The organism is Mycobacterium sp. IS-1590, from assembly GCF_001500025.1.
Lineage (GTDB): Bacteria > Actinomycetota > Actinomycetes > Mycobacteriales > Mycobacteriaceae > Mycobacterium.
The window spans coordinates 66,948-89,242 of sequence record NZ_LQIW01000050.1 but is presented as its reverse complement, the minus strand read 5'-3'; the positions used below and the strand labels follow the sequence as shown (position 1 = coordinate 89,242).

Below are 22,295 nucleotides of genomic sequence, written 5' to 3'. Positions count from 1 at the left end.
TTGCAGATGCTATGGCGCTAGCCTGACCTGCATGGCACACCCGGGCGCCGAGCCCTTCGACGTCGTCATTTCAGACGACTCGATTCGGCTGGGCCAGTTTCTCAAACTGGCCGGGCTCATCGACTCGGGCGCGGACGCGAAATCGGCGATCGCCGACGGGCTGGTCACCGTCAACGGCGAGATCGAGCATCGACGCGGCAGGCAGCTGCGCCCCGCCGACGTCGTGGTGTTCGCCGGCCGCGGCGCGCGCGTCGCCGGCAGCTAGCGGTCGACCTTCGCGATCGCGACCTTCACACCGTCGCCGATCTCGCTGCCGTTCTCCGGATCCCCGAAATCGAATGCGGTCGCGAGGATCTCGCCCGCGATCAGGTCGCGGTGCGTACGCGCCCAGGCCTGCCGCTCCTGCGGGACCGACATCACGACCGTGATCCGGTCGGACACGTCCAGACCCGTCGACTTGCGCAGGTCCTGCAGTTCGCGGATGCGGTCTTTCGCCCAGCCCTCGGCCTCCAACTCCTCGGTGACCGTGCCGTCGAGCACCACCAGCCCGGCCTCGTCCGACAGCGCCGCGGTGTACTCCGGATCGGCGGCGACCAGCCGCGAGCTGTACTCGTCGGGCTGCAGCACCGCCGGTCCGGCGGTCAGCGTGCCGTCGGCGTTGACGACGGCCTCTCCCGCCTTGACCGCCTTGATGGCCGCCTGCACGTCCTTGCCCAGCCGCGGGCCGGCGACACGCGCGTTGACCGCGAGCTCAAATCGACCGTAAGCGTCGATGTCATCGGTGAGCTCGACGGCCTTGACGTTGAGCTCGTCGGCGAGCAGGTCGGTGAACGGCTCGAGTCGCTGCGGGTTCTGCACGGCCACAGTGAGTTTCGGCAGCGGCAGCCGCACCCGCAGCTTCTTGGCCTTGCGCAGCGACGACGCCGCCGATGCCACCTCGCGCACCAGATCCATCGTCGCGACCAATTCGGCGTCGGTGGGTAACAGATTCTCCTCGGGCCAGTCGGTCAGGTGCACCGACCGCTCACCGGTCAGGTCGCGCCAGATGCGCTCGGTGATCAGCGGCAGCAGCGGAGCGGCCAACCGGGCGGTCACCTCCAGCACGGTGTGCAGGGTGTCGATCGCGTCCGGGTCCTCCTCCCAGAACCGCGAACGCGACCGTCGCACATACCAATTCGTCAGCGCCTCGGTGAACTGCCGTAGCTCCTCGCAGGCCCCGGAGATGTCACAGACGTCCAGCGACGCGGTGAGGTCGTCGCGCAGGACGGCGAGTTTGGCCAGGATGTAGCGGTCCAGCACGTGTGTGGAGTCGGTCCGCCAGGTGCCCTTCTTCGGCGCGTACAACGCGAGGAAGGTGTAGGCGTTCCACAGTGGGAGCAGCACCTGCCGGACGCCTTCGCGGATCCCCTGCTCGGTGACGATCAGGTTGCCGCCGCGCAGGATCGGCGAGGCCATCAGGAACCACCGCATGGCATCGGAGCCGTCGCGGTCGAACACCTCGGTCACATCCGGGTAGTTGCGCAGCGACTTGCTCATCTTCTGGCCGTCATTGCCGAGCACGATGCCATGCGCCACACACGTTTTGAACGCGGGTTTGTCGAACAGCGCGGTGGCCAGGATGTGCAGCGTGTAGAACCACCCGCGGGTCTGGCCGATGTACTCGACGATGAAGTCGCCCGGGAAGTGCGCCTCCTCGGCGCCCGGCCCGCCCGTGAACCACTCGGCGTTCTCGAACGGGTAGTGCACCTGCGCGTACGGCATGGAGCCCGAGTCGAACCAGACGTCGAAGACGTCCTCGATGCGTCGCATCGTCGAGCGGCCCGTCGGATCGTCGGGATTGGGCCGGGTCAACTCGTCGATGTAGGGCCGGTGCAGATCGGTCGGGCGCACCCCGAAGTCACGCTCGAGCTCGTCGAGGCTGCCGTAGACGTCGATGCGCGGATAGGCCGGGTCGTCGGACTTCCACACCGGAATCGGGGTGCCCCAGTAGCGGTTTCGGGAGATCGACCAGTCGCGTGCGCCGGCCAGCCACTTGCCGAACTGACCGTCCTTGACGTGTTCGGGATACCAGGTGATCTGCTGGTTGAGCTCAACCATGCGGTCGCGGAATTCGGTGACCTTGATGAACCAGGACGACACGGCCCGGTAGATCAACGGATTGCGGCACCGCCAGCAGTGCGGATAGGAGTGTTCGTAAGTCTCGTGGCGCAACAGCACCGCACCGTGCGGGACCGCCGGCCCGGTCTGGTTTTTCAGGTCGCGGATGATCTGCGGGTTGGCGTCGAAGACGTGCTGGCCGGCGTAGTCGGGCACGGTGGCGTCGAAGCGCCCCTTGGAGTCGACCGGTGTGACGGCCTCGATGCCCGCGGCCTGCGCGGTGAGCATGTCGTCTTCGCCGTAGGCGGGCGACATGTGCACGATGCCGGTGCCGTCCTCGGTGCTGACGAATTCGGCGGGCAGCACACGGAAGGAGCGGGGCGCGTCGGCGAAGTACGGGAACGGCGGCAGGTAACGGGTCTCGAGCAGTTCGCGCCCGGAGAAGGTGGCCAGGATCTCGGGCTCCTCGCCCAGTTCCCGCGCGTAGGCCGCGACCCGCGCTTGGGCCAGCACGAAGCGCCGCCCGTCGGGCGCCTTCACCTGCACGTAGGTGACGTCGGGATGGACCGCGACCGCCTGGTTGGACGGCAGGGTCCACGGAGTCGTCGTCCAGATCAGTAGGTACGCGCCGGTCAGATCCCCCTCGGCGACCTGAAAGCCGACGGTGAGCGCGGGGTCCTGGCGACTCTGGTAGACGTCGTCGTCCATGCGCAGTTCGTGGCTGGACAACGGTGTCTCGTCGTTCCAGCAGTACGGCAACACACGATTGCCCTCGTAGGCAAGGCCCTTGTCCCACAACTGTTTGAAGGCCCAGATCACCGACTCCATGAATTCGGGTTCAAGGGTCTTGTAGTCGTTGTCGAAGTCCACCCAGCGGGCCTGCCGGGTCACGTAGGCACGCCATTCGTTGGTGTACTTGAGCACCGAGGCGCGACAGGCGTCGTTGAACTTCTCGATGCCCATCTCCTCGATCTGCGCCTTGTCGGTGATGCCGAGTTGGCGCTGCACCTCGAGTTCGGCGGGCAGGCCGTGGGTGTCCCAGCCGAACCGGCGCTCCACCTTGTAGCCGCGCATGGTGCGATACCGCGGCACGATGTCCTTGACGTAACCGGTGAGCAGATGCCCGTAGTGCGGCAGGCCGTTGGCGAACGGAGGACCGTCGTAGAAGACGTACTCGGGGGCGTCGTCGCGGCGGGCGATGCTGGCGCGGAAAGTGTCGTCGCGGTCCCAGTATTCGAGGACCTCGGCTTCCAGCGCGGGGAATTTGGGCGCCCCGGCGGCCGGCTTCGGGTAGGCGGTCATATCTCCTGTGCCTCGTTCGGCTTCCGGGTGGGGAAGCCTTCGATGTTCGTCAAGGCACGGGGACGACGCCGCGCTGGTGCGCGAGAGCCGCGGTACCACCCCGCTTGCGCACCACTACTGAAGAGGTGCGCCGCTCACTTAGGGCGTTGACGGGCCCACCCGTTCGGTTCTACTGAGCTCAGACCGCCGCAGAATGGGTGGCGCCGAACCGTTCTTCCGAAAGCTCCCCGGTGATGGCCGGATCCAAGCCGTTGACGCCGATCTTACCGCTTGCGGAACGTCAGGCCGGAGGCAGCGCGTCGGAGGTCATCTCGACGAGCGCGAGCGGGAACTGTTCGGACAACTCCTCGATCGTGTACGGCTCGAACCGGCTGGTGTCGTACCACCAGTCGACCCGCACGTCGCCGTCGGCGCGATAGACACGCACCTCCAAGGCGTGACCGAGGCCGGGCGGCGTCTCCTGCACCGGCACCGTGTCCGTCGGCAGTTCGCCGATGTAGTTGAAGTACACCTCTGGCGAAGCGGCCACCTCGCGCTCCGAAGCGGCGGCCAGCGTCTGGTGCACGGAGGCCAGCACCTCGGTGGCGCTCGCGTGTTGACCCGCCACACACACCAGGGGTACGGCATCGAGCAGGGAGCCGCGCTCGCTGGCGATGTCGACCCGGACCATGCCCTCTCCGAGTGTGCGGGCGATGGTCCTGCTCAGCGCGGCGATCAGGATCTCGTCGGCCGGCAGGCCGAGCCATTCGGTGGCCCCGTCGAGTTCGGCGGTCAGCTCATCGCTTGCCGGGGTCGACACTTTGATCATGCTGGCCGAGGTGACGGCATCGGCGTCGTAGTCGGTGATTCGGACCGTTGCCGTAGCAAAGTCGCCGAGCGGGTGCAGGACCTCTGTCGGCGAAGCCAGGTAGGGAGCAACCATGGGACCAAAGATAGCCCAGGTGTCCCAGAAATGGGAGACACCTCCCAAAACTGTGACGCCAGTGTCAATTTAGGCAAACTCCTCCAGTTTGCGGACCGCACTGCCCAAACCCGGGACGTTGGTTTAGAGTGGACAGGTGCCTCGGACAGACGAGAACGGCAGACAACTCAAGGCGCTGCTCGACTACCTGCTCGACGGGGACATCGAGGCCAAGGACATCTACGACGCGCTGGGCACCTCCAGCAGCACGTACTACCGCCGCATCAAAGAGCCGGACTATCCCGACGCCGAGGAGCTGCGGCGAGTCGCCGACCGGTTCGGTCTGAGCTATCCCGACCTGCAGATCAGGTTCGGGCTGATGACCAGGCAAGAAGTGCTCAGTTACGTCGAATACCTCGAACGCACGGGTGGTTCCGGCCAGACGGCGGTGCGGGAAACGACCAAGGCGCGGACCCGGATTCCCCGGCTCTCCGAACTGCGACCGCGGAGTGACGCCCCGCCCCTTTAGCCGTACACTTTGCTGAGTACCACGGCAGCTCCGAAGGCAACCCTATGGCTTTGGCGACACTGATCGCGATCACGCTTTGCTGTATCGCGTGGAGCCTGTGGATTCGCCGGGTCACCTGGTCCTCCCGCTGGGAAGTGGCCGCCACCCTCAACATCGCCCTGCAGGGCATGGCGGTGCTGTTGATGTCCCCGTGGGCCTCGGAGACACTCGGGGTCGCCCTGCACGCGCTGACCGGCAAATGGAACCTCGAGGACTTCATCGGCCACGACTGCTACATCGTCGCCGCATCGGCAGTCGTCTACAACGCGCTCGGCCGCCTGCAGGACGACCACCTGCTGCAGAGGTCGTTCAAGCAGTACGTCGAAATTCCGGCCACGCTGTGCATCCCGCTGCTACTGGTCACCTTCTCCCTCGGCAACGGCGCACGGATCTTCAAGCCGGACTTCTTCCAGGTGCCGACCGACTTCTGGCTGAACATGTACTGGCTCATCCTGTGCGGCATCCTGATCTATCTGCTCGGCTACGGCAGCCGGGCCCTGCTGGTGCTGCGCAGGGATCCGCGGTCGCGCAAGATCGCCAACGTCTATCTGATCTCGTCCGCCGCGGGCATCGCCGCGTGCGTGGTGCGGCTGCTCACGGCCTACATCCCGGCACTGCAGCAGCACGACGGCGGCACCACGCTGGTCTGGGTCTTCGCCTGTATGTGCGGCGCTGGGTTCGCGCTGACCTCGGCCGAGTCCTGGCGTCAGAAGACGAAGTGGTTCAGCAGCGCTTCCCAGTGACTCGCGCCTAGCCCGCGACCGGGCGCGACACGCTGTAGAACGGCGCGCCCAGATCGGGCACGGTCTGATAGCCACGCCTGCGCGCCCGCGCCGCGTCGCGCCGGATCAGCACGCCCAGCCCGGCGAACGTCGCCTGGTCGAGCACCATCCGGGTGAGCAGCCGATTGTGTACGAACCCGAACGCCAACCCGGTGCTCGGATCCGCCCACCCGACCGACCCGGCCAGCCCGGCATGGCCGAATCCGGGCATCACACCGGGCGGCAACGGTAGTGAGTGATAGCCCAGATTGAAGCTCAACGGCACGACGATGTTGCGGTCCGGCCAGTAGCTCGCCCGGCCGGTCAGCGCCGCGACCCGCTCCTCGGACAGGAACTGCTTACCCTCGATGCGGCCGCCGTTGGCGATCGCGCCGTACATCTTGGCCAGGCTCCTGGCGGTGGCGACACCGTTGGCAGCGGGGATCTCGGAGTCCAGGAACGGGGTGTCGCCCTGAACCACGGATTTCATGCCGGGGAAGTACATCGAACCGAACATCCCGGACACACCGAGGGCCGCAACGCGCGGGGCGACGAAGTTGAAGATCGGGTTGGCGAGGGCGCCCTGCGGGGCGAGGATCTGGGCGGCCCGCGTGGGCGCATCGGCCGGCGGGCGGCCCAGGTGCAAACCGTCGGTGTCGAGCGGTTCGGCCAGCTCCTCGCGGATCAGATCGCGCATGCCCTTTCCGGTCACCGCCCGGCCCAGCCCGGACATCAGCCAGCCGTAGGTCAGCGCGTGGTAGGCCTGATGTCCGAACAGCAGCTTGTTGACCGGGGCGGATGCCACCCGCTCCTCCATCACCCGATGGTCGAGCAGCTGGGCCTTGGTGCATCCATTGAGGTGCGAGAGCCCGGCCCGGTGCTGCATCAGCTCGCGCACCGTGATCGCGGCTTTGCCCTTCACGCCGAACTCGGGCCAGTACTCGGCCACCGCGGTGTCGTAGTCGATCAACCCGCGGTCGGCGAGTCGGTGGATGACTGTCGATGCCATGCCCTTGGTGACCGAGAAGACCATCGCACCGGTGTCGGCGTTCCAGTACTGCGTGCCGCGACGATCCGCGTAGCCGGTCCACACGTCGACGACGGGCTCACCGTGCAGGTAGATCGACAGGGCGCCGCCGCCGTAGCGACGGCCGGGGAACAGTCGCGAGAAACCACGCAGGGTACAGGCGAAGTTGGCATCGGCAGCGCCCTGGACACCGTGCGGGAGCGCGGCGCTGCGCTCCCGTTTGTTGACACCCGTCACAATTTATTTAATTTACTCGCAGCCCCGGCAAATAAACCTGCCGTTACCTATTTGTTAGGTTCGCGCATGTCAGCGGCGTTCAGCAGGTGCTGCGCAGCAAGCGCCGGGGTCAGCTCCCCATCCCGTACCTGACGCTCGATCTCGGCGCGAACCCGCTTCACCTCCGGGTTCGACAACACCCGGTCCAGAACCGAATCGCGCACCATCGACCACGTCCACTCGACTTGCTGAGCGCGCCGGCGGCTCTCGAACTCCCCCGCCTCGGTGAGCACATCGCGGTGTTTGAGCACCGTCGTCCACAGCTCCTCGAGACCCGTGCCCTCCAGCGCACTCATCGTGAGAACCGGTGGGCGCCAGAGAGTTTCGCGGGGGTAGATGAGGCGGATCGCGCCGGAGAGCTCCCGGGCGGCCCGCTTGGCCTCGATCGCGTGTTCACCGTCGGCCTTGTTCACCACGACGATGTCGGCGAGTTCGAGAACGCCCTTCTTGATGCCCTGCAGCTGATCGCCGGTGCGCGCGAGGGTGAGGAACACGAACGTGTCCACCATGTTGGCGACGGTCACCTCGGACTGCCCCACGCCGACGGTCTCGACCAGCACCACATCGAAACCGGCCGCCTCCAGCAACACGATCGTCTCGCGAGTCGCCTTGGCGACGCCGCCGAGCGTGCCCGAGGTCGGCGATGGGCGGATGTAGGCGTCGGGGTGTACGGCCAACTGCGCCATGCGGGTCTTGTCGCCGAGGATCGAGCCCCTGGTCCTGGTCGAGGACGGGTCGACGGCCAGCACGGCGACGCGGTGTCCCTGGTTGATCAGGTACATGCCGAGCGCTTCGATCGTCGTCGACTTGCCGACGCCGGGCACCCCGGTGATCCCGACGTGCAGGGAACTGCCCGCGTGCGGGGTCAGCTCGAGGAGCAGGTCTTGAGCCTGCTCGCGATGGTCGACACGCGTCGATTCCACCAGCGTGATGGCTCTGGCCAGGGCGGCGCGGTCGCCGTCCGCCACGGCGGCCGCGAGGTCGGCGGTGGGGTCGGCCATCTAGTCGAGGCGGTAGCCCAGCCGCTCGGCCAGCTTGTGCAGGAGGCCGACGGCCGCGTCGGCGATCACCGTGCCGGGCGGGAAGATCGCGGTGGCCCCGGCCGCGTAGAGCTCGTCGAAGTCGCCGGGCGGGATGACCCCGCCTACCACGATCATGATGTCGGGCCGGCCGACCTCGGCGAGCGCCTCGCGCAGCGCGGGCACCAGCGTCAGGTGCCCGGCCGCGAGCGACGAGACGCCGACCACGTGCACGTCGTTGTCGGCGGCCTGGCGCGCCACCTCCTCGGGGGTGGAGAACAGCGATCCGACGTCGACGTCGAAGCCGATGTCGGCGAAGGCGGTCGCGATCACCTTCTGACCGCGGTCGTGGCCGTCCTGGCCCATCTTCGCGATGAGGATGCGCGGCTGGCGGCCGTCGGCTTCGGCGAACTTCTGCACGAGGTCGGTGGCTTGCGTGATGTTGCTGACGCCCTTACCCCCCATCTCATCGCGGTAGACGCCGGCGATCGTACGGATCTCGGCGATGTGGCGCCCGTAGACCCGCTCGAGCGCATCGGAGATCTCGCCGACGGTGGCCTTGGCCCGCGCGGCGTTGATCGCCAGGGCGAGCAGGTTGTTGCCGAGGCCGTCCTCGCCCGCAGGCTCGCGGGTGCCCGCAGCCCGGCTCAGCTCGGCCAGCGCGGCGTCCACCTCGGCCTGGTCGCGGTCGGCACGCAGCCGCTCGAGCTTGGCCATCTGCTCCGCGCGCACCCGGCTGTTCTCGACCTTGAGGACCTCGACCTCGTGGTCCTCATCGACCTGGTACTTATTGACGCCGATGACCGTCTGCTGGCCGGAGTCGATACGCGCCTGGGTGCGCGCGGCGGCCTCCTCGATGCGCAGTTTCGGGATGCCGTCCGAGATCGCCTGCGCCATCCCGCCGTGCTCGACGACCTCGCCGATGTGCATCCGCGCGGCGGTCGCGAGCTGATGGGTGAGCCACTCGACGTAGTACGAGCCGCCCCACGGGTCGATCGGGCGCGTGGTGCCCGACTCCTGCTGCAGCAGCAACTGGGTGTTGCGGGCGATGCGGGCCGAGAAGTCGGTCGGCAGCGCCAGCGCCTCGTCGAGCGCGTTGGTGTGCAGCGACTGGGTGTGCCCTTGGGTGGCCGCCATCGCCTCGATACAGGTCCGCGCGACGTTGTTGAACGGATCCTGCGCGGTCAATGACCAGCCCGAGGTCTGCGAATGAGTACGCAATGACTTCGATTTGGGGTTCTTGGGCCCAAATTCAGCGACCAGTTCGCTCCACAGCAGCCGGCCGGCCCGCAGCTTGGCGACCTCCATGAAGAAGTTCATGCCGATGCCCCAGAAGAACGACAACCGCGGCGCGAACTTGTCGACGTCGAGCCCGGCCTCGAGGCCCGCCTTGATGTACTCGACACCGTCGGCCAGCGTGTAAGCCAGCTCGAGATCGGCTGTGGCACCGGCTTCCTGGATGTGGTAGCCGGAGATCGAGATCGAGTTGAACTTCGGCATCTTGACGCTGGTGTAGCCGAAGATGTCGGAGATGATCCGCATCGAGGCCTGCGGCGGATAGATGTAGGTGTTGCGGACCATGAACTCTTTGAGGATGTCGTTCTGGATGGTCCCGGCCAACTTCTCCGGCGGCACGCCCTGCTCTTCGGCGGCGACGACGTAGAGCGCGAGGATGGGCAGCACGGCGCCGTTCATCGTCATCGACACCGACACCGTGGACAGGTCGATGCCGTCGAACAGCTGGCGCATGTCGAGGATGGAATCGATTGCCACGCCGGCCATTCCGACGTCGCCCTGCACCCGCGGGTGGTCGGAGTCGTAACCGCGGTGGGTGGCCAGGTCGAACGCCACCGACAGGCCCTTCTGCCCCGCGGCGAGGTTGCGTCGGTAGAACGCGTTGGACTCCGCGGCGGTGGAGAAGCCCGCGTACTGCCGGATGGTCCACGGCTGGTTGACGTACATCGTCGGGTACGGCCCGCGCACGAACGGCGGTTCACCCGGGAAGGTGTCGAGCGGATAGCCTGCGGCGACTGCGGCGTCGCGGTCAGCGCCGATGTAGACGGGTTTGACGTCGATGCCCTCCGGCGTCACCCAGTCCACCTGGTCGGCGCCGTATCCGTGTGCCGCGGCGGCGGCCTCGACGTGCGCGGTGACGGCTTCCTCGGTCGGCGCCTGCGCACGCTTGTCACCGTGCAGCGGGACGTCGGCGAAGCTCCCGACGGTCTTTCCGATCCCGGCTGTGGCAGTCACCTCAGGCCCCCAATCTGGTGAGCAGGTCCGATAACGTGGCGACCGCGTCGATCTTGGCGGTCAGGTAGCCGTCCGGTTTGGAATCTGCTTCCGCGACGGCTTTTTCCGGCCCGGCGAGCAACACATGCGAGACACCCGCCGCGCGCGCCGAGGCGACCGCACCAGAGGCCTCCTCGCCGTAGCGGGCGTCGGTGCCGCAGATCACGGCGATCGGCGGTGTCTGGTCGGCCTCGGTCACCGCTTCGATGCCGCCCGACGCGAGCAGGTTCGTCGCGAAGGTGGTGCGCACGTTGTGTTCGGCGAGGGGACCGAGCGGCAGCAGCAGCACCTTCGGCCTGGCCCCGGTCTTTTCGAGGAAGGCGTCGGAGCGGTCCCGCAGTTCCTCGAAGCCCGCCGCGTACCGGGCCACCCCCGGCAGTGAATCTCCCTGGGGCAGAGCCGGATCGGCGATGTTGGGAAACTCGTTCACACCCGTCAGCGCGGTCCGCCGGTGGGCGATGTCCTCGGCGCGCCGCTGCGCCACCTCGGCGATCCGGGCGGCGACGTGGTCGCGGGCCTGTTCGAAGCCACCGCGGGATTCGATGTCCTGGAAGTGTTTCCACGCCTGCTCGGCGAGTTGCTCGGTGAGGTCCTCGACATGCCAGGAGCCCGCGGCCGGGTCGAGCACGCGGCCAAGGTGTGACTCCTCGAGCAACAGCAGTTGGGTGTTGCGCGCCATCCGGCGCGCGAAGCTCGGCGCCGTTCCCGGGAAGCCGCCGGGGATCGCGACGTCGAACGGGTGAACCTGGATGGTGTCGGCCCCTCCGATCCCGGCCGAGAAGGCGGCCACCGTGGTGCGCAGCATGTTCACCCACGGATCGCGCTTGGACATCATCGGCAGCGATGTCGTGGCGTGCAGGGTGACCGCTCCGTGCTCCGGGGCTCCGAGGACCTCGGCAACCCTGGCCCACAGCAGGCGCACGGCCCGCAGTTTGGCGATCGTCATGAACTGGTCGTCGTCGGCGGCGATGCGGAAACTGATCTGCCGCAGCGCATCCGGGACAGCGACTCCGCCCTCTTCCAGCTGCCGCAGGTAGCTCACACCCGCGGACACCAGCCCGGCGAGCTCCCAGGATGCATTGGCGCCGAGGTTGTGGAACGCCGGTCCGTCGACGGTGATGGCGCGCACACCACCGTCGTGGTCAGTGAGTTTCGCCGCGGTGTCCACAACGTCGGCGATCTCAGGTGCCACGCGTCCGCTCAGCGGTGCGGTCAACGGGTCGGCGCCGAGGTCCACCGACAACCGGCTGCGCTGATCGGCGTCGAGGTCGCGCAGCAACCCGAGCACCGCGTCGGCGGCGGAAACGTAATCCGGCCCGGCGATCTCGAAGAGCACCGGTACGAGGTCGAGGAAAACGCCGTCGAACAACCGGTCCAGCTCGGAGGCCGCGACGCCCGAGTTGCCACCGACGCGCACGACGAGCGCGCTGACCCCCTCGGTGAGGCTGAGCAACACGGCGCCGTTGTGTTCGGCCACGTTGGCGGGTCCGTTCGCCGGGAACGCCTCGGCGACTTTCCAGCCGGCCTTGACGTCACGGAGCGCGTCACCGCCGCGCACGAACGGCCACTGCCCGGGCAGCGGAGCTTCGGGCAGCGCGTCGGCGCCGGTGTACAGCGGGCGGATCGCGAAGCCGTCGTAGGTGGGCGAATCCAGCAGCCGCTCGGGTTCGGCGGGAAGCTCGGCGGGATCTCGCCGGGTGCTCTTTGCCAGTACCGCGGCAACCGCTGAGCGCCAGCGCTCGCGATCGGCCTCGACCACAGTGGGTTTCTGCACGATCATCAGGCTAAATGATCGCAGTCACAGCGGTGTCTGCCGGTCGGTGGACTCGCGGCCCGGCGGACAGGTGACTCCGGCCGCGGTTCCGTAGTCTTGGTAGGCGTGAACTCCGTCGTCAGCACCCTGCGCGCGGTCCGCGCGGCGGTGATCGCGACGCTTTCCAGCGTCTCCCGGGTGCGTCTGGTCGGCTCACTGGCGGCGATTGTGATTCTCGTCGCAGTCGCGTTGCTGGTCCCCGTACCGACCGCCGTGCAGTTGCGTGACTGGGCCACCTCGGTCGGGCCGTGGTTCCCGCTGGCTTTTCTGGCCGCCCACATCGTGGTGACGGTGTTCCCGTTCCCCCGCACGGCGTTCACGCTCGCCGCAGGCCTGCTCTTCGGCCCCGTGCTGGGGATCCCCCTGGCCGTGACGGCGGCCACGATCAGCGCGGTCATCGCGGTGCTACTCGTGCGCGCCGTGGGCCTGCGACTGGACCGGGCGGTGCGCCATCCGCGCATCGAATCGCTCAACGGGCGGCTGCGCGAACGCGGTTGGCCGACGGTGCTGTCGATGCGGCTGATCCCGGCCGTGCCCTTCGCCGTGCTCAACTACGCCGCCGGCGTGTCGTCGGTCCGCGTGCTGCCGTACGCGCTGGCCACCCTGGCCGGGCTGGTACCGGGCACCGCGGCGGTGGTGATCCTCGGCGACGCGCTGACCGGCAACGTCAGTCCCCTGCTGGTGCTGATCTCGTTGTGCACCGCCAGCCTGGGCGTCGCGGGCCTGGTCTACGAGGTCCGCGCGCACCGGCGTCATCACCGCGAGCGCACGGCCGAACCGGTCAGCGGGAGTGCGCCCCACCGCCCGGCTCGCGCTCCTGCGGTACAGGATTCGACTGTTGACCGATGCCCGGGAACGAGGGCGGTGCGTTGATGGGCGCGGGCCCATCGACCGAGGTGCGCGCCTCGGCTTCGGCCTTCGCCACCGCGCGGGCGATCTCCGGATCGGTCTCGGTGTTGAACCAGTCGGCGACCTCTTCGTCGTCGTCGGTCTTGGCCGGCGCGTCGTCGACCGGCGACGGGGTGTAGCGGAACACGCCGTCCTCCCCGGGTGCGCCGAGCAGCTTGGTGAAACCCTGTAGCGCCGAACCGAAGTCGCTGGGCACCAGCCACACCTTGTTCGCCTCGCCCTTGGCCATCTGGGGCAGGGTCTGCAAGTACTGGTAGGCCAGCATCTCGGGCGTGGGGCGGCCCGCCTTGATGGCCGCGAACGTCTTCTCGATCGCCTTGGCCTGACCCTGGGCCTGCAGGTAGGCCGCGGCGCGTTCACCCTGGGCGCGCAGCATGCGCGACTGACGGTCGGCCTCCGCGGCCAGGATCGCGGCCTGTTTGGCGCCCTCGGCGGCCAGGATCTGTGCCTGCTTCTGACCCTCGGCCTGTTTGATGGCCGATTCCCGGTTGCCTTCCGCGGTCAAGATCATCGCGCGCTTCTCGCGGTCGGCGCGCATCTGCTTTTCCATCGAATCCTGGATCGACGGGGGCGGGTCGATGCTGCGCAGTTCGACGCGCGCCACCCGCAATCCCCAGCGGTTGGTGGCCTCGTCGAGCACGCCGCGCAACGCCGTGTTGATCTGGTCGCGCGAGGTCAGCGTCTGCTCCAGCGTCATGCCGCCGACGAGGTTGCGCAGCGTGGTCGTGGTCAGCTGCTCGACGCCGACGATGTAGTTGCTGATCTGGTAGACGGCGGCCTGCGGGTTGGTCACCTGGAAGTAGACCACCGTGTCGATCTGCACGGTCAGGTTGTCCTCGGTGATCACCGGCTGCGGCGGGAAGGACACCACGCGCTCGCGCAGGTCGACGCGGGCGCGGATTCGGTCGATGAACGGCAGCAGCAGCGTCAGCTGGCCGGACACGGTCTTGCTGTAGCGGCCGAGCCGCTCGATGACCGCGGCCTCGGCCTGCGGAATCAGCGCGATCGACTTCGCGACGATGATGGCGGCGAACACCACCAGCACGCCGACGAGCACCAGGCCCGCGACGGCACCATCCATGACGATTCCTTCCCTCGTACCCAGCGTCTTCTAGGCGAGCTTCTGGACGACGGCGGTGGCACCGTCGATGTGCACGACGGTCACCTGGTCCCCCGGTTCGTAGACATCGTTCTCGTTGAGCGGGCGCGCCGTCCAGACTTCGCCGTCGAGTTTCACCTGGCCCTCGTGCTGGGCCACCCGGTCGAGCACCAGCGCGCTCTTGCCCTCGAGCGCCTTTGCCGGGTCGGGCAGACCGCTCCCGGCCTGGAAGTGCCTGCGCAGCGCGGGTCGCACGAGCACCAGCAACAGGATCGACACGACCGCGAACACCGCGCCGTGGACCCACAGATCGTCGAAGATCAGGCTCGATCCTGCGGCCGCCAGCGCCCCGCCGCCGAGCATGAGCAGGAACAGGTCGCCGGTCAGTGCTTCGGCACCGGCGAGCGCCAGCGCGGCAATCAACCAAATCAGCGCAGCGGGCATGACACCACCCTACTGTCGTGCCCGACCGCCTGCGGGCGTAACAACTACACTTCGAACATCATGTGGTGTCCCAGTGTTTCGCTGTCGGTGTGGGCCAATGCCTGGTTAGCGGGCATGGCGGCGCCCGACGATGTCCTCGACGCGCTATCGCATTGGGCGCCAAAACATTCCGTGACCGCTTACGATTCCGTGGCGGCTGGCGCGACCGGTCTGCCCTGGCCCGATCTGGTGGATACGGGCGCGGTGTCGCTACTGCAGACGCTGCGCACTGCCGCCGGCCCCGGTGTGACGGAACCGCCGATCGGTCTGGCACTGCCGGTCCCCGGCGATGTCCGGGGCCTGCCCGCAGGAACCCAGTTCCAGCGCGATGCGGTGACCGCGGGTGAGGCGTTGGTCGTCTTCGGCGTGGGCTCGATCGGCCTGGTGCCGGACTTCGAGTACGACGAATTCGAGGATGACGACGAGTTCGACCGCGATCCCTGCGGGCTGTCGTGGACGGCGTACTCCATACCGTCAGCGACCACGCCGGCCGGATACGTCGATCTCGCCGAGGCGGAGTACGCCCTTCGATCGGCGGTCCGCTCCGCGGCCGACGCACTCGGGGCGCTTCGGGCCGGCGCAGCGGAGATCGACGTGGAGGATCCCCGCGGCCTGGTCGAGCAGGTGCTGGAATCCACCCGCATGCATCGCCTTCCGGACCATGCGCCGAACCGGGCGGTGCGCGTGCTGGAGAACGCCGCACACGTCGACGCGATCATCTCGGTCAGCGCCGGGCTGTTGCCGATCGGACTGCACAGCTCCGCTGAGGTGCAGATCGCCACCGACGCGCTGCGGCCGCTGTCGACGGTGGTGCGCTCGGCGCGACTGGCCGCGGTCGACGCGGTCCTGCACTCGGCCTGGCGAGGCTAACCGCAGGCCGGCGTGCACACCACACCGTCGACCGAATATCCCTGCAGCGGAGGTGGATTCGCGCCTCGCACCCGTACCGGGTCCCGGCCGTCGCGCAACTCGGCGAACAGATCGGCGGCGACACGCGCGAGATCGGCGTTCGGCGTTGCCGCCCTCGCCAGCGTCACCCCGGCTTCCTCGGCCTGTTCGCGCAGTTCGTGGTCGAGGTCCCACACCACCTCGATGTGATCGGCGACGAAACCGATCGGGCAGACGATCACCGCTGTGGTGCCGTTCTCGGATAGGGACGAGAGATGATCACCCACATCGGGTTCCAGCCAGGGCACCTGCGGCGGCCCGGAGCGTGACTGCCACACCTGGTCGTAGTCGTCGTATCCGGCCGCGGCCGCGACCAGCCCGGAGGCATATGCCACCTGCCGCTCGTAAAGCTCTGTGCCACAGCGTGACCGCGCAGCCAGCGGAATCGAGTGTGCGGTGAACACCAGGCGTGCGTCCGCCGGTACCGTCGTCGCCGCCTCGGTGATCGCGTCGGCGAACAACCGGACGAACAGCGGATGGTCGAAGTACTGACGCAGCTTGACCATTTGCGGGGCCGAGGCGCCCGCCGCCTGCCGACCCCTGGCGATGTCCTCCACGTACTGGGTGCAACTCGAGTAACCGCCCCACGCGGATGTGGTGAACACCGCCGCGCGGCGCACCCCGTCGTCGCGCATCGCGGTCACGGCGTCCTCGACGTAGGGCTCCCAGTTGCGGTTGCCGAAGTACACCGGAACGTCGACGTAGGTGCGCAGCCGCTCGATCACCGCGCGGTTGATGCCGTTGATCGGCGAGACGCCGCCGAAATGCAGGTAGTGCTCGGCGACCGCCGCCAACCGCTCCCGCGGGATGCCGCGTCCACGAGTGACGTTCTCCAGGAACGGGATCACGTCTTCGGGACGCTCCGGCCCACCGAACGAGAGCAGCAGGACGGCGTCGAAACCCGTCACAGCAACTGCGTGCTGGCGCCGCCGTCGGCGTAGATGACCGTGCCGGTGGTGGCCGGCAGCCAGTCCGACAGCAGGGCGCACACGGTCTTGGCGACCGGCGTCGGGTCCTTCATGTCCCAGCCGACCGGTGCGCGCTGATCCCAGCCCTCCTCGAGCAACCGCATCTGCTCACCGGCCTCGGCCCCGAGCGCGCCGCCCACGATCGCGCTCATCGCGAGCGTGCGGATCGGTCCGGCCGCGACGAGATTCGAGCGCACACCGTACGGCCCGGCCTCGCGCGCGACGAAGCGGTTCACCGACTCGAGCGCACTCTTGGCCACCGTCATCCAGTTGTAGGCCGGCATCGCGCGGGTCGGGTCGAAGTCCATGCCGACGATGCTGCCGCCGCGGTTCATGATGGGCAGCGTCGCCTTGGCCAGCGAGGCGTACGAAAAGGCCGAGATGTGAATGCCTTTGGACACGTCCTCATAGGGGGCGTCGAAGAACGGGTTGATGCCCATGCCCGACTGCGGCATGAAGCCGATCGAGTGGACCACGCCGTCGATCTTGTTGCCCTCGCCGATCACCTCGGTGATGCGGTCGGCCAGCGTGTCGAGGTGCTCCTGGTTCTGCACGTCGAGCTCCAACAGCGGCGCGGGGTTGGGCAACCGGTCGGCGATCCGCTGGATCAGCTTCAGCCGGTCGAATCCGGTCAACACCAACTCCGCACCCGACTCCTGGGCGACCTTGGCGATGTGGAACGCGATCGACGAATCGGTGATGATCCCCGTGACGAGGATGCGCTTGCCTTCGAGCAAACCGGTCATGTGAAAGTCCCTCTCCTTCGCGAAAAGATCTAGTGGCCCATACCCATGCCGCCGTCGACGGGGATGACCGCGCCGGCGATATAGCTCGCATCCTCGGACGCCAGGAAGCTGACCGCGCCCGCGACCTCCTCGGCGGTGCCCACGCGCTTGGCGGGGATGAAATCCAGCGCCCCGGCCTGGATCCGCTCGTCGAGGGCGCGGGTCATCTCGGTGTCGATGTAGCCGGGCGCGACGACGTTGGCGGTGACGTTGGCCTTGGACAGCTCACGGGAGATCGAGCGGGCCATGCCGATCAGGCCGGCCTTGGCGGCCGCGTAGTTGGCCTGGTTGCCGATGCCCCACATGCCCGACACCGAACCGATGAAGATGATCCGGCCGAAGCGCTTGCGCTGCATGGTGCGGGATGCTCGCTGCGCCACTCGGAACGCGCCCGTGAGGTTGGCGTCGATGACCTCGGTGAACCGCTCCTCGGTCATCCGCATGAGGAACGCGTCCTTGGAGATGCCGGCGTTGGAGACCAGCACCTCGACCGGGCCCTGATGCTCCTCGACCTCTTTGAAGGCGCGGTCGACGGCGGCGTTGTCGGTGACGTCGCAGACCACCCCGAACAGCCCTTCGGGGGCTCCCGAGCCGCGGTGGGTGACGGCGACCTTGTGACCGTCGGCGGCGAGGCGCTGTGCGATGGCAAGGCCGATACCGCGGTTGCCGCCGGTCACCAGCACGGAGCGGGAGACGAAAGGCGGACGACCACCGGCCGATTCGGATTCGGCGGTCGCTCCGGTGTCATTGCTCGTCGCGTGCGCAGTCATGCCCGCCAACCTATCGCCTGCCCGCCATTCTTAAGAAATCGCCTTAGTGAAGCGTGGCGCTCACAGCGGTAGCCGGCGGTTGATCAGCAGCGCGGCGACGGCCGCCACGGCCGCGAACAACGCGCCGAGCCGCAGCCAGCCGGTGGTGGCCTCGCCGCGCACGGTCTCGTACCCGATCTGGTCCTGCAGGGTGTCGTAGACCTTGTTGAGTTCGTCGAGGTTGGAGGCGGTGTAGGAGTCGCCCCCGGAGAGCGCGGCGACCTTCTTCATGCCCTCGTCGTCGACGGGGACCGGGACCCGCTCGTTGTTCACCTCGACCGAGCCGTTGGGGGTGCCGAACGAGATCGTCGAGATCGGCACACCCTGGTCCTTGGCGGCCCGCGCGGCGGTGAACGCGCCCTTCGGGTTGTCCGGGTTGTTCGGCACGGTTTCCTTGCCGTCGGAGAACAGCACGATGTGCGCGGGCGGCGGCGTGTCCCCACCGCCGATCACGGCGCCGACGGTGGAGATCGACGACAGCGCGGTGAAGATGGCCTCACCGGTCGCGGTGCGATCGGCCACCTGAACGTTTTCGATCGCGCGCCTGCTCGCGTCGCGGTTGGTGGTCGGCGACACCAGGACGTTGGCGGTGCCGGCGTAGGCGATCACGCCGAGGTTGATGCCCGGGGTGAGCTCGTCGACGAATTTCTTCGACGCCTCCTGGGCGGCGGCCAGCCGGCTCGGTTCGACGTCGGTGGCCCGCATCGACTGCGAGACGTCCATCACCAGCATCACCACGGCGCGGTTGCGGGGCAGCCGCTGGTCGTGGGTCGGCCCGGCCAGCGCGATCGTGCACAGCAGCAGCGAGATCGCCAGCAGCGCCGCGGGAACATGGCGCAGCGGGCTCGGCCGCTTGGGCGCGACGCTGTCGAGTAGTTCGGTGTTGGCGAAGCGCTGCAACCGCTTTCGCCGGGCGATCTGGGCGGCGGCGTACAACCCGGCCAACGCCAGCAGCAGCACGAGGAACAGCAGGAACCACCAGATGTGCTGAAAACCGGTGAGCGAGAGTGGACCCAGCAGTGGAAGCGTCATGTCAGATCGTCATCCCTCGCGCATCAGTTCGGCAGACGACGGTTGATGAACAGGGCGGCGAGCGTCGCCATCACGAGCGCCAGCGTTCCCAGCCGCAGCCACCCCACGCTCGCGTCGCCGCGGATCGTCTCGTAGCCGATCTGCTGCTGCAGGTTGGCGTAGACCTCACGCAGCTGTTGGAGGCTCGACGCGGTGAACGCCTCGCCACCGGACAGATCGGCGATCTTCTTGAGCATCTCGTCGTCGACCGGAACGGGCTGGCGCTGGTCGTTGATCTCGACGTAGCCGTACGGCGTGCCGAACGAGATCGTCGAGATCGGCACACCCTGGTCCTTTGCGGTGCGGGCCGCGGTGTACGCGCCCTTCGGGTTGTCGGGGTTCGACGGCACGGTCTCCTTGCCGTCGGAGAACAACACGATGCGCGCGGGCGGGGGTTCGTCGCCGCCGCCGATCACCGCACCCACGGTGGCGATCGCCTGCAGCGCGGTGAAGATACCCTCACCGGTCGCCGTGCGGTCGGCGAACTGGAGCTTGTCGATCGCGGCCTTGGTTGCCTCCCGACCGGTGGTCGGCGACACCAGCACCGTCGCCGTGCCGGCATACGAGATCAATCCGAGGTTGATGCCGGGGGTGAGTTCGTCGGCGAACTGCTTGGACGCCTCCTGCGCGGCGGCCATGCGGTTGGGCGCGACGTCGGTGGCCCGCATCGACTGCGAGACGTCCATGACGAGCATCACCACCGCGCGGTTGCGCGGAATGCGGACATCGTGGGTGGGGGCGGCCATCGCCACCGTCAGGAAGACCAGCCCGATCACGAGCAGGATCGCGGGCACATGCCGCCAGCGCGAGGGTCGTTTCGGCGCAACGCTTTCCAGCAACTCCATGTTGGCGAACCGCAGCATCCGCCGGTGCCGGGCCACCTGCACGACGAGGTAGAGCCCGACGATTCCGAGCACCACCAGAAGAAACAGGAAGAACCAGGCGTTTTCGAAACCCGACAGCGTCATGGGTCCGAGCAACGGCAATGTCATGTGCGCCTAATCATCTCGATATCAGGCGTGGCCCGCCAGCGCGCCACGCCTGCGGTTGGCGACGAACCGGACGACGTCGGCGATCCAATCGCGGTCGGTGCGCAGCGTCAGCAGCGGTGCATCGCATCGCCGCAACGTCCTGGCCACCTCCGCGCGGTGCGCCGCGGCCGCCCGCTCGAAATCGTCACGCAACTGCTCGTCGATGGTGAACTCACGGGTCACCCCGGTCTCGGCGTCCTGCAGCACGACTTCGCCCACCGCGGGCAGTTCGACGTCGCGCGGGTCCAGCACTTCGATTCCGAGCACCTCGTGGCGCCCCGCGATCGCCCGCAACGGACGCATCCAGTTGATCGGGCCGAGGAAGTCGCTGATGATCACCGCCATCCCGCGGCGTCGCTCGGGCCTGCGCAGCGCGTCGATCGCGGCGGCCAGGTCGCCGCGGACACCGGCGGGCGCCTTGGGCATCGTCGCGATGGCGCGCAGCATCTCCTGCTCGTGCATCCGACCGGACAGCGCAGGAACCCGACGCACGGTGTCGCCGTTTGCGATGATCGCGCCGATCCGGTTGCCGCCCCCGCTGTTGAGAAATGTGATCGCCGCCGCGGCGGCCACCGCGAGATCGCGCTTCTCGCAACCGGTTGTGCCGAAGTCGAGGCTGGCCGACATGTCGATCACGAGCCAGGTCTCGAGTTCGCGGTCGGCGATCATCTGCCGTACGTGCGGATGCGTGGTGCGCGCGGTGACCGACCAGTCCATCCGGCGCACATCGTCGCCGGGCTGGTAGAGCCGCGACTCCCCCGGTTCCGAACCCGGGCCGGGAAGCAGGCCGAGGTGGTCGCCGTGCAGCACGCCGTCGAGCTTGCGCCGCACCGTCAACTCGAGCTTGCGCAGCGCCGCGCTCAGTGCGGGATCACGGATCTCACCGCGCTTCAGCGACGGCAGATCAACGGAGCGTCGGGAACTGGTCACCGATTGCTGGCCGCACCAGCGGCGGCGGGCACGACGGGCGGCACCGAATGACCTTGCTGCGGAATGGCGTTCACCTGCGGCAGGGCCACGGTCTGCAGAATGCGGTTGATCACGGTCTCGGCGGAGATCTCATCGGCCAGCGCGTCGTAGGTCAAGACCAGCCGGTGCCGCAGCACGTCGGGGATGACCTCGACGACGTCCTGCGGGATCACGTAGTCGCGTCCACGCACGAGAGCCAGCGCGCGCGACGCCGCGATGATGCCGAGCGATGCGCGCGGTGACGCGCCGTAGGCGATCCACGCCTTGGCGTCGGGCATGCCGAACTTCTCGGGCTGACGGGTGGCGGTGACCACCCGGACGACGTAGTCGACCAGCGCGTGGTGCACGAAGTTGTTGGCCGCCACGTCCTGTAGACGCAGCAGGTCACCGGGCGCCAGGATCTGCTTGGGCTCCGGCGGTTTGACGCCCATCCGGTAGATGATCTCGCGCTCTTCCTCGGGCGACGGGTAGTCGATGTTCAGCTTGAACAGGAAGCGGTCCCGCTGGGCCTCGGGCAGCGCGTACACGCCCTCCTGCTCGATCGGGTTCTGTGTGGCCATCACCAGGAACGGCTGGGGCAGCGGAAACGTTTTGCCGCCGATGGAGATCTTGCGCTCGGCCATGACCTCCAGCAGCGCCGACTGCACCTTGGCGGGGGCGCGGTTGATCTCGTCGGCGAGCAGGAAGTTGACGACGACCGGCCCGAGTTCGATGTCGAACTCCTCCTTGCCCACGCGGTAGATGCGGGTACCGACGATGTCGGTGGGCACCAGGTCCGGCGTGAACTGGATGCGGGCGAAGGTGCCGCCGACCACCTTGGCGAAGGTCTCGACGGCCAGCGTCTTGGCCACGCCCGGCACGCCCTCGAGCAGTACGTGGCCCTTGGCGAGCAGGCCGACCAGCATGCGCTCGACCAGTTGGTCCTGTCCGACGATGATCCGCTTCACCTCGAAGACGGCCCGCTCGAGCGTGTGGACCTCCTGCTGCAGACCGCCGTTCTGGGAAGCCGGGCCCGACGGTGCGGCGTGTGAGCCCTGGTATCCCTGTGCCGGTGCCTGGCCGGGGTAGCCTCCAGGCCCCTGCGACGGCCCACTCGGTGAGGTCATCAACGTTCCTTCCACATAACTCGCTGGTCAGTGCCGCGCTGCCCCGTCGGGGCGGCACGCTCGC

Annotated in this window: 20 protein-coding genes; 5 read left to right on the top strand and 15 right to left on the bottom strand. The window is 68.0% G+C overall.

All coding sequences use genetic code 11. From position 1 onward, the window contains the following. The first annotated feature begins 31 nt into the window (after window positions 1-31). The gene (locus AU197_RS23975) at window positions 32-265 is read left to right on the top strand and encodes an RNA-binding S4 domain-containing protein (protein WP_064406149.1); all 234 of its coding nucleotides are present in this window, start codon (window positions 32-34) and stop codon (window positions 263-265) included. Here AU197_RS23975 and ileS read toward each other — a convergent pair. Together ileS and AU197_RS23965 are read right to left on the bottom strand one after the other, a co-directional pair. Beyond that, window positions 262-3,399 (bottom strand): isoleucine--tRNA ligase, encoded by a 3,138-nt coding sequence (gene ileS, locus AU197_RS23970; protein ID WP_064406147.1) that lies wholly within the window; start codon window positions 3,397-3,399, stop codon window positions 262-264. The genes AU197_RS23975 and ileS overlap by 4 nt on opposite strands. Before the next feature lie 280 nt (window positions 3,400-3,679). Further along, window positions 3,680-4,321: a hypothetical protein gene (locus tag AU197_RS23965; protein WP_064406145.1), complete on the bottom strand. Its 642-nt coding sequence runs from the start codon at window positions 4,319-4,321 to the stop codon at window positions 3,680-3,682. A 136-nt stretch (window positions 4,322-4,457) separates the two neighbouring features. Here AU197_RS23965 and AU197_RS23960 point away from each other — a divergent pair, with 136 nt between their 5' ends. Together AU197_RS23960 and AU197_RS23955 are read left to right on the top strand one after the other, a co-directional pair. Next, window positions 4,458-4,829 (top strand): hypothetical protein, encoded by a 372-nt coding sequence (locus AU197_RS23960; RefSeq protein ID WP_064406143.1) that lies wholly within the window; start codon window positions 4,458-4,460, stop codon window positions 4,827-4,829. A 44-nt stretch (window positions 4,830-4,873) separates the two neighbouring features. Then, the gene (locus tag AU197_RS23955) at window positions 4,874-5,611 is read left to right on the top strand and encodes a hypothetical protein (protein WP_064406141.1); all 738 of its coding nucleotides are present in this window, start codon (window positions 4,874-4,876) and stop codon (window positions 5,609-5,611) included. Between the two features lie 7 nt (window positions 5,612-5,618). Here the strand turns inward: AU197_RS23955 and lipL are convergent, their stop codons facing one another. The 4 genes from lipL to mutA are packed head-to-tail and all read right to left on the bottom strand — an operon-like array spanning window position 5,619 to window position 12,020. Next, complete coding sequence (lipL, locus tag AU197_RS23950) at window positions 5,619-6,893, bottom strand: esterase/beta-lactamase LipL (protein WP_064406139.1); 1,275 nt, start codon at window positions 6,891-6,893, stop codon at window positions 5,619-5,621. Window positions 6,894-6,940: 47 nt separating this feature from the next. After that, window positions 6,941-7,933 carry a methylmalonyl Co-A mutase-associated GTPase MeaB gene (gene meaB, locus AU197_RS23945; RefSeq protein ID WP_064406137.1) on the bottom strand — a complete coding sequence of 331 codons (993 nt, stop codon included), beginning with the start codon at window positions 7,931-7,933 and terminating at the stop codon, window positions 6,941-6,943. Next, window positions 7,934-10,183, bottom strand: a complete 2,250-nt coding sequence (scpA, locus tag AU197_RS23940) for a methylmalonyl-CoA mutase (protein ID WP_156434554.1) — start codon at window positions 10,181-10,183, stop codon at window positions 7,934-7,936. A 19-nt stretch (window positions 10,184-10,202) separates the two neighbouring features. Further along, window positions 10,203-12,020, bottom strand: coding sequence for a methylmalonyl-CoA mutase small subunit (gene mutA / locus AU197_RS23935; protein WP_064406133.1), 1,818 nt, complete (start codon window positions 12,018-12,020; stop codon window positions 10,203-10,205). A gap of 99 nt (window positions 12,021-12,119) precedes the next feature. On the opposite strand from mutA, the gene AU197_RS23930 reads away from it, so the two are divergent. Further along, window positions 12,120-12,926, top strand: a complete 807-nt coding sequence (locus AU197_RS23930) for a TVP38/TMEM64 family protein (RefSeq protein WP_082696828.1) — start codon at window positions 12,120-12,122, stop codon at window positions 12,924-12,926. On the opposite strand, the gene AU197_RS23925 is transcribed toward AU197_RS23930, so the two are convergent. Beyond that, the gene (locus AU197_RS23925) at window positions 12,835-14,043 is read right to left on the bottom strand and encodes an SPFH domain-containing protein (RefSeq protein ID WP_064406131.1); all 1,209 of its coding nucleotides are present in this window, start codon (window positions 14,041-14,043) and stop codon (window positions 12,835-12,837) included. The genes AU197_RS23930 and AU197_RS23925 overlap by 92 nt on opposite strands. A 30-nt stretch (window positions 14,044-14,073) precedes the next feature. Beyond that, complete coding sequence (locus tag AU197_RS23920) at window positions 14,074-14,505, bottom strand: NfeD family protein (RefSeq protein ID WP_064406129.1); 432 nt, start codon at window positions 14,503-14,505, stop codon at window positions 14,074-14,076. Window positions 14,506-14,565: 60 nt separating this feature from the next. Here AU197_RS23920 and AU197_RS23915 point away from each other — a divergent pair, with 60 nt between their 5' ends. Beyond that, a complete protein-coding gene (locus AU197_RS23915; protein WP_064406127.1) occupies window positions 14,566-15,414 on the top strand; it encodes an Rv1486c family protein in 849 nt (282 codons plus the stop codon). Here AU197_RS23915 and AU197_RS23910 read toward each other — a convergent pair. Genes AU197_RS23910 through moxR1 form a run of 7 tightly spaced genes read right to left on the bottom strand, consistent with a single transcriptional unit; the run spans window position 15,411 to window position 22,231 of the window. Next, a complete protein-coding gene (locus tag AU197_RS23910) occupies window positions 15,411-16,400 on the bottom strand; it encodes a ferrochelatase (protein ID WP_064406125.1) in 990 nt (329 codons plus the stop codon). The two genes, AU197_RS23915 and AU197_RS23910, sit on opposite strands and share 4 nt — an antisense overlap. Further along, window positions 16,397-17,206: an NADH-dependent enoyl-ACP reductase InhA gene (gene inhA / locus AU197_RS23905; protein ID WP_064406123.1), complete on the bottom strand. Its 810-nt coding sequence runs from the start codon at window positions 17,204-17,206 to the stop codon at window positions 16,397-16,399. Before inhA ends, AU197_RS23910 begins: the two co-directional genes overlap by 4 nt. A 29-nt stretch (window positions 17,207-17,235) precedes the next feature. Next, window positions 17,236-18,015, bottom strand: coding sequence for a 3-oxoacyl-ACP reductase FabG1 (gene fabG1, locus AU197_RS23900; RefSeq protein ID WP_064406122.1), 780 nt, complete (start codon window positions 18,013-18,015; stop codon window positions 17,236-17,238). A gap of 60 nt (window positions 18,016-18,075) precedes the next feature. Further along, window positions 18,076-19,086, bottom strand: coding sequence for a VWA domain-containing protein (locus AU197_RS23895; protein ID WP_064406120.1), 1,011 nt, complete (start codon window positions 19,084-19,086; stop codon window positions 18,076-18,078). A gap of 23 nt (window positions 19,087-19,109) precedes the next feature. Further along, entirely contained in the window at window positions 19,110-20,117 is a 1,008-nt protein-coding gene (locus AU197_RS23890; RefSeq protein ID WP_064406118.1) for a VWA domain-containing protein, read from the bottom strand. A 21-nt stretch (window positions 20,118-20,138) separates the two neighbouring features. Continuing rightward, window positions 20,139-21,086, bottom strand: coding sequence for a DUF58 domain-containing protein (locus AU197_RS23885; RefSeq protein WP_064406116.1), 948 nt, complete (start codon window positions 21,084-21,086; stop codon window positions 20,139-20,141). Further along, window positions 21,083-22,231, bottom strand: a complete 1,149-nt coding sequence (moxR1, locus tag AU197_RS23880; RefSeq protein WP_064406405.1) for a chaperone MoxR1 — start codon at window positions 22,229-22,231, stop codon at window positions 21,083-21,085. Before moxR1 ends, AU197_RS23885 begins: the two co-directional genes overlap by 4 nt. Window positions 22,232-22,295 lie beyond the last annotated feature (64 nt).

What these genes read in the sequence shown, in the direction of transcription:
- AU197_RS23975 (WP_064406149.1), top strand. Translation starts at nt 32, where the DNA reads ATGGCACACCCGGGCGCCGAGCCCTTCGACGTCGTCATTTCAGACGAC.
- ileS (WP_064406147.1), bottom strand. Translation starts at nt 3,399, where the DNA reads ATGACCGCCTACCCGAAGCCGGCCGCCGGGGCGCCCAAATTCCCCGCG.
- AU197_RS23965 (WP_064406145.1), bottom strand. Translation starts at nt 4,321, where the DNA reads ATGGTTGCTCCCTACCTGGCTTCGCCGACAGAGGTCCTGCACCCGCTC.
- AU197_RS23955 (WP_064406141.1), top strand. Translation starts at nt 4,874, where the DNA reads ATGGCTTTGGCGACACTGATCGCGATCACGCTTTGCTGTATCGCGTGG.
- meaB (WP_064406137.1), bottom strand. Translation starts at nt 7,933, where the DNA reads ATGGCCGACCCCACCGCCGACCTCGCGGCCGCCGTGGCGGACGGCGAC.
- mutA (WP_064406133.1), bottom strand. Translation starts at nt 12,020, where the DNA reads ATGATCGTGCAGAAACCCACTGTGGTCGAGGCCGATCGCGAGCGCTGG.
- AU197_RS23925 (WP_064406131.1), bottom strand. Translation starts at nt 14,043, where the DNA reads ATGGATGGTGCCGTCGCGGGCCTGGTGCTCGTCGGCGTGCTGGTGGTG.
- AU197_RS23920 (WP_064406129.1), bottom strand. Translation starts at nt 14,505, where the DNA reads ATGCCCGCTGCGCTGATTTGGTTGATTGCCGCGCTGGCGCTCGCCGGT.
- AU197_RS23915 (WP_064406127.1), top strand. Translation starts at nt 14,566, where the DNA reads ATGTGGTGTCCCAGTGTTTCGCTGTCGGTGTGGGCCAATGCCTGGTTA.
- inhA (WP_064406123.1), bottom strand. Translation starts at nt 17,206, where the DNA reads ATGACCGGTTTGCTCGAAGGCAAGCGCATCCTCGTCACGGGGATCATC.
- fabG1 (WP_064406122.1), bottom strand. Translation starts at nt 18,015, where the DNA reads ATGACTGCGCACGCGACGAGCAATGACACCGGAGCGACCGCCGAATCC.
- AU197_RS23895 (WP_064406120.1), bottom strand. Translation starts at nt 19,086, where the DNA reads ATGACGCTTCCACTGCTGGGTCCACTCTCGCTCACCGGTTTTCAGCAC.
- AU197_RS23890 (WP_064406118.1), bottom strand. Translation starts at nt 20,117, where the DNA reads ATGACATTGCCGTTGCTCGGACCCATGACGCTGTCGGGTTTCGAAAAC.
- moxR1 (WP_064406405.1), bottom strand. Translation starts at nt 22,231, where the DNA reads ATGACCTCACCGAGTGGGCCGTCGCAGGGGCCTGGAGGCTACCCCGGC.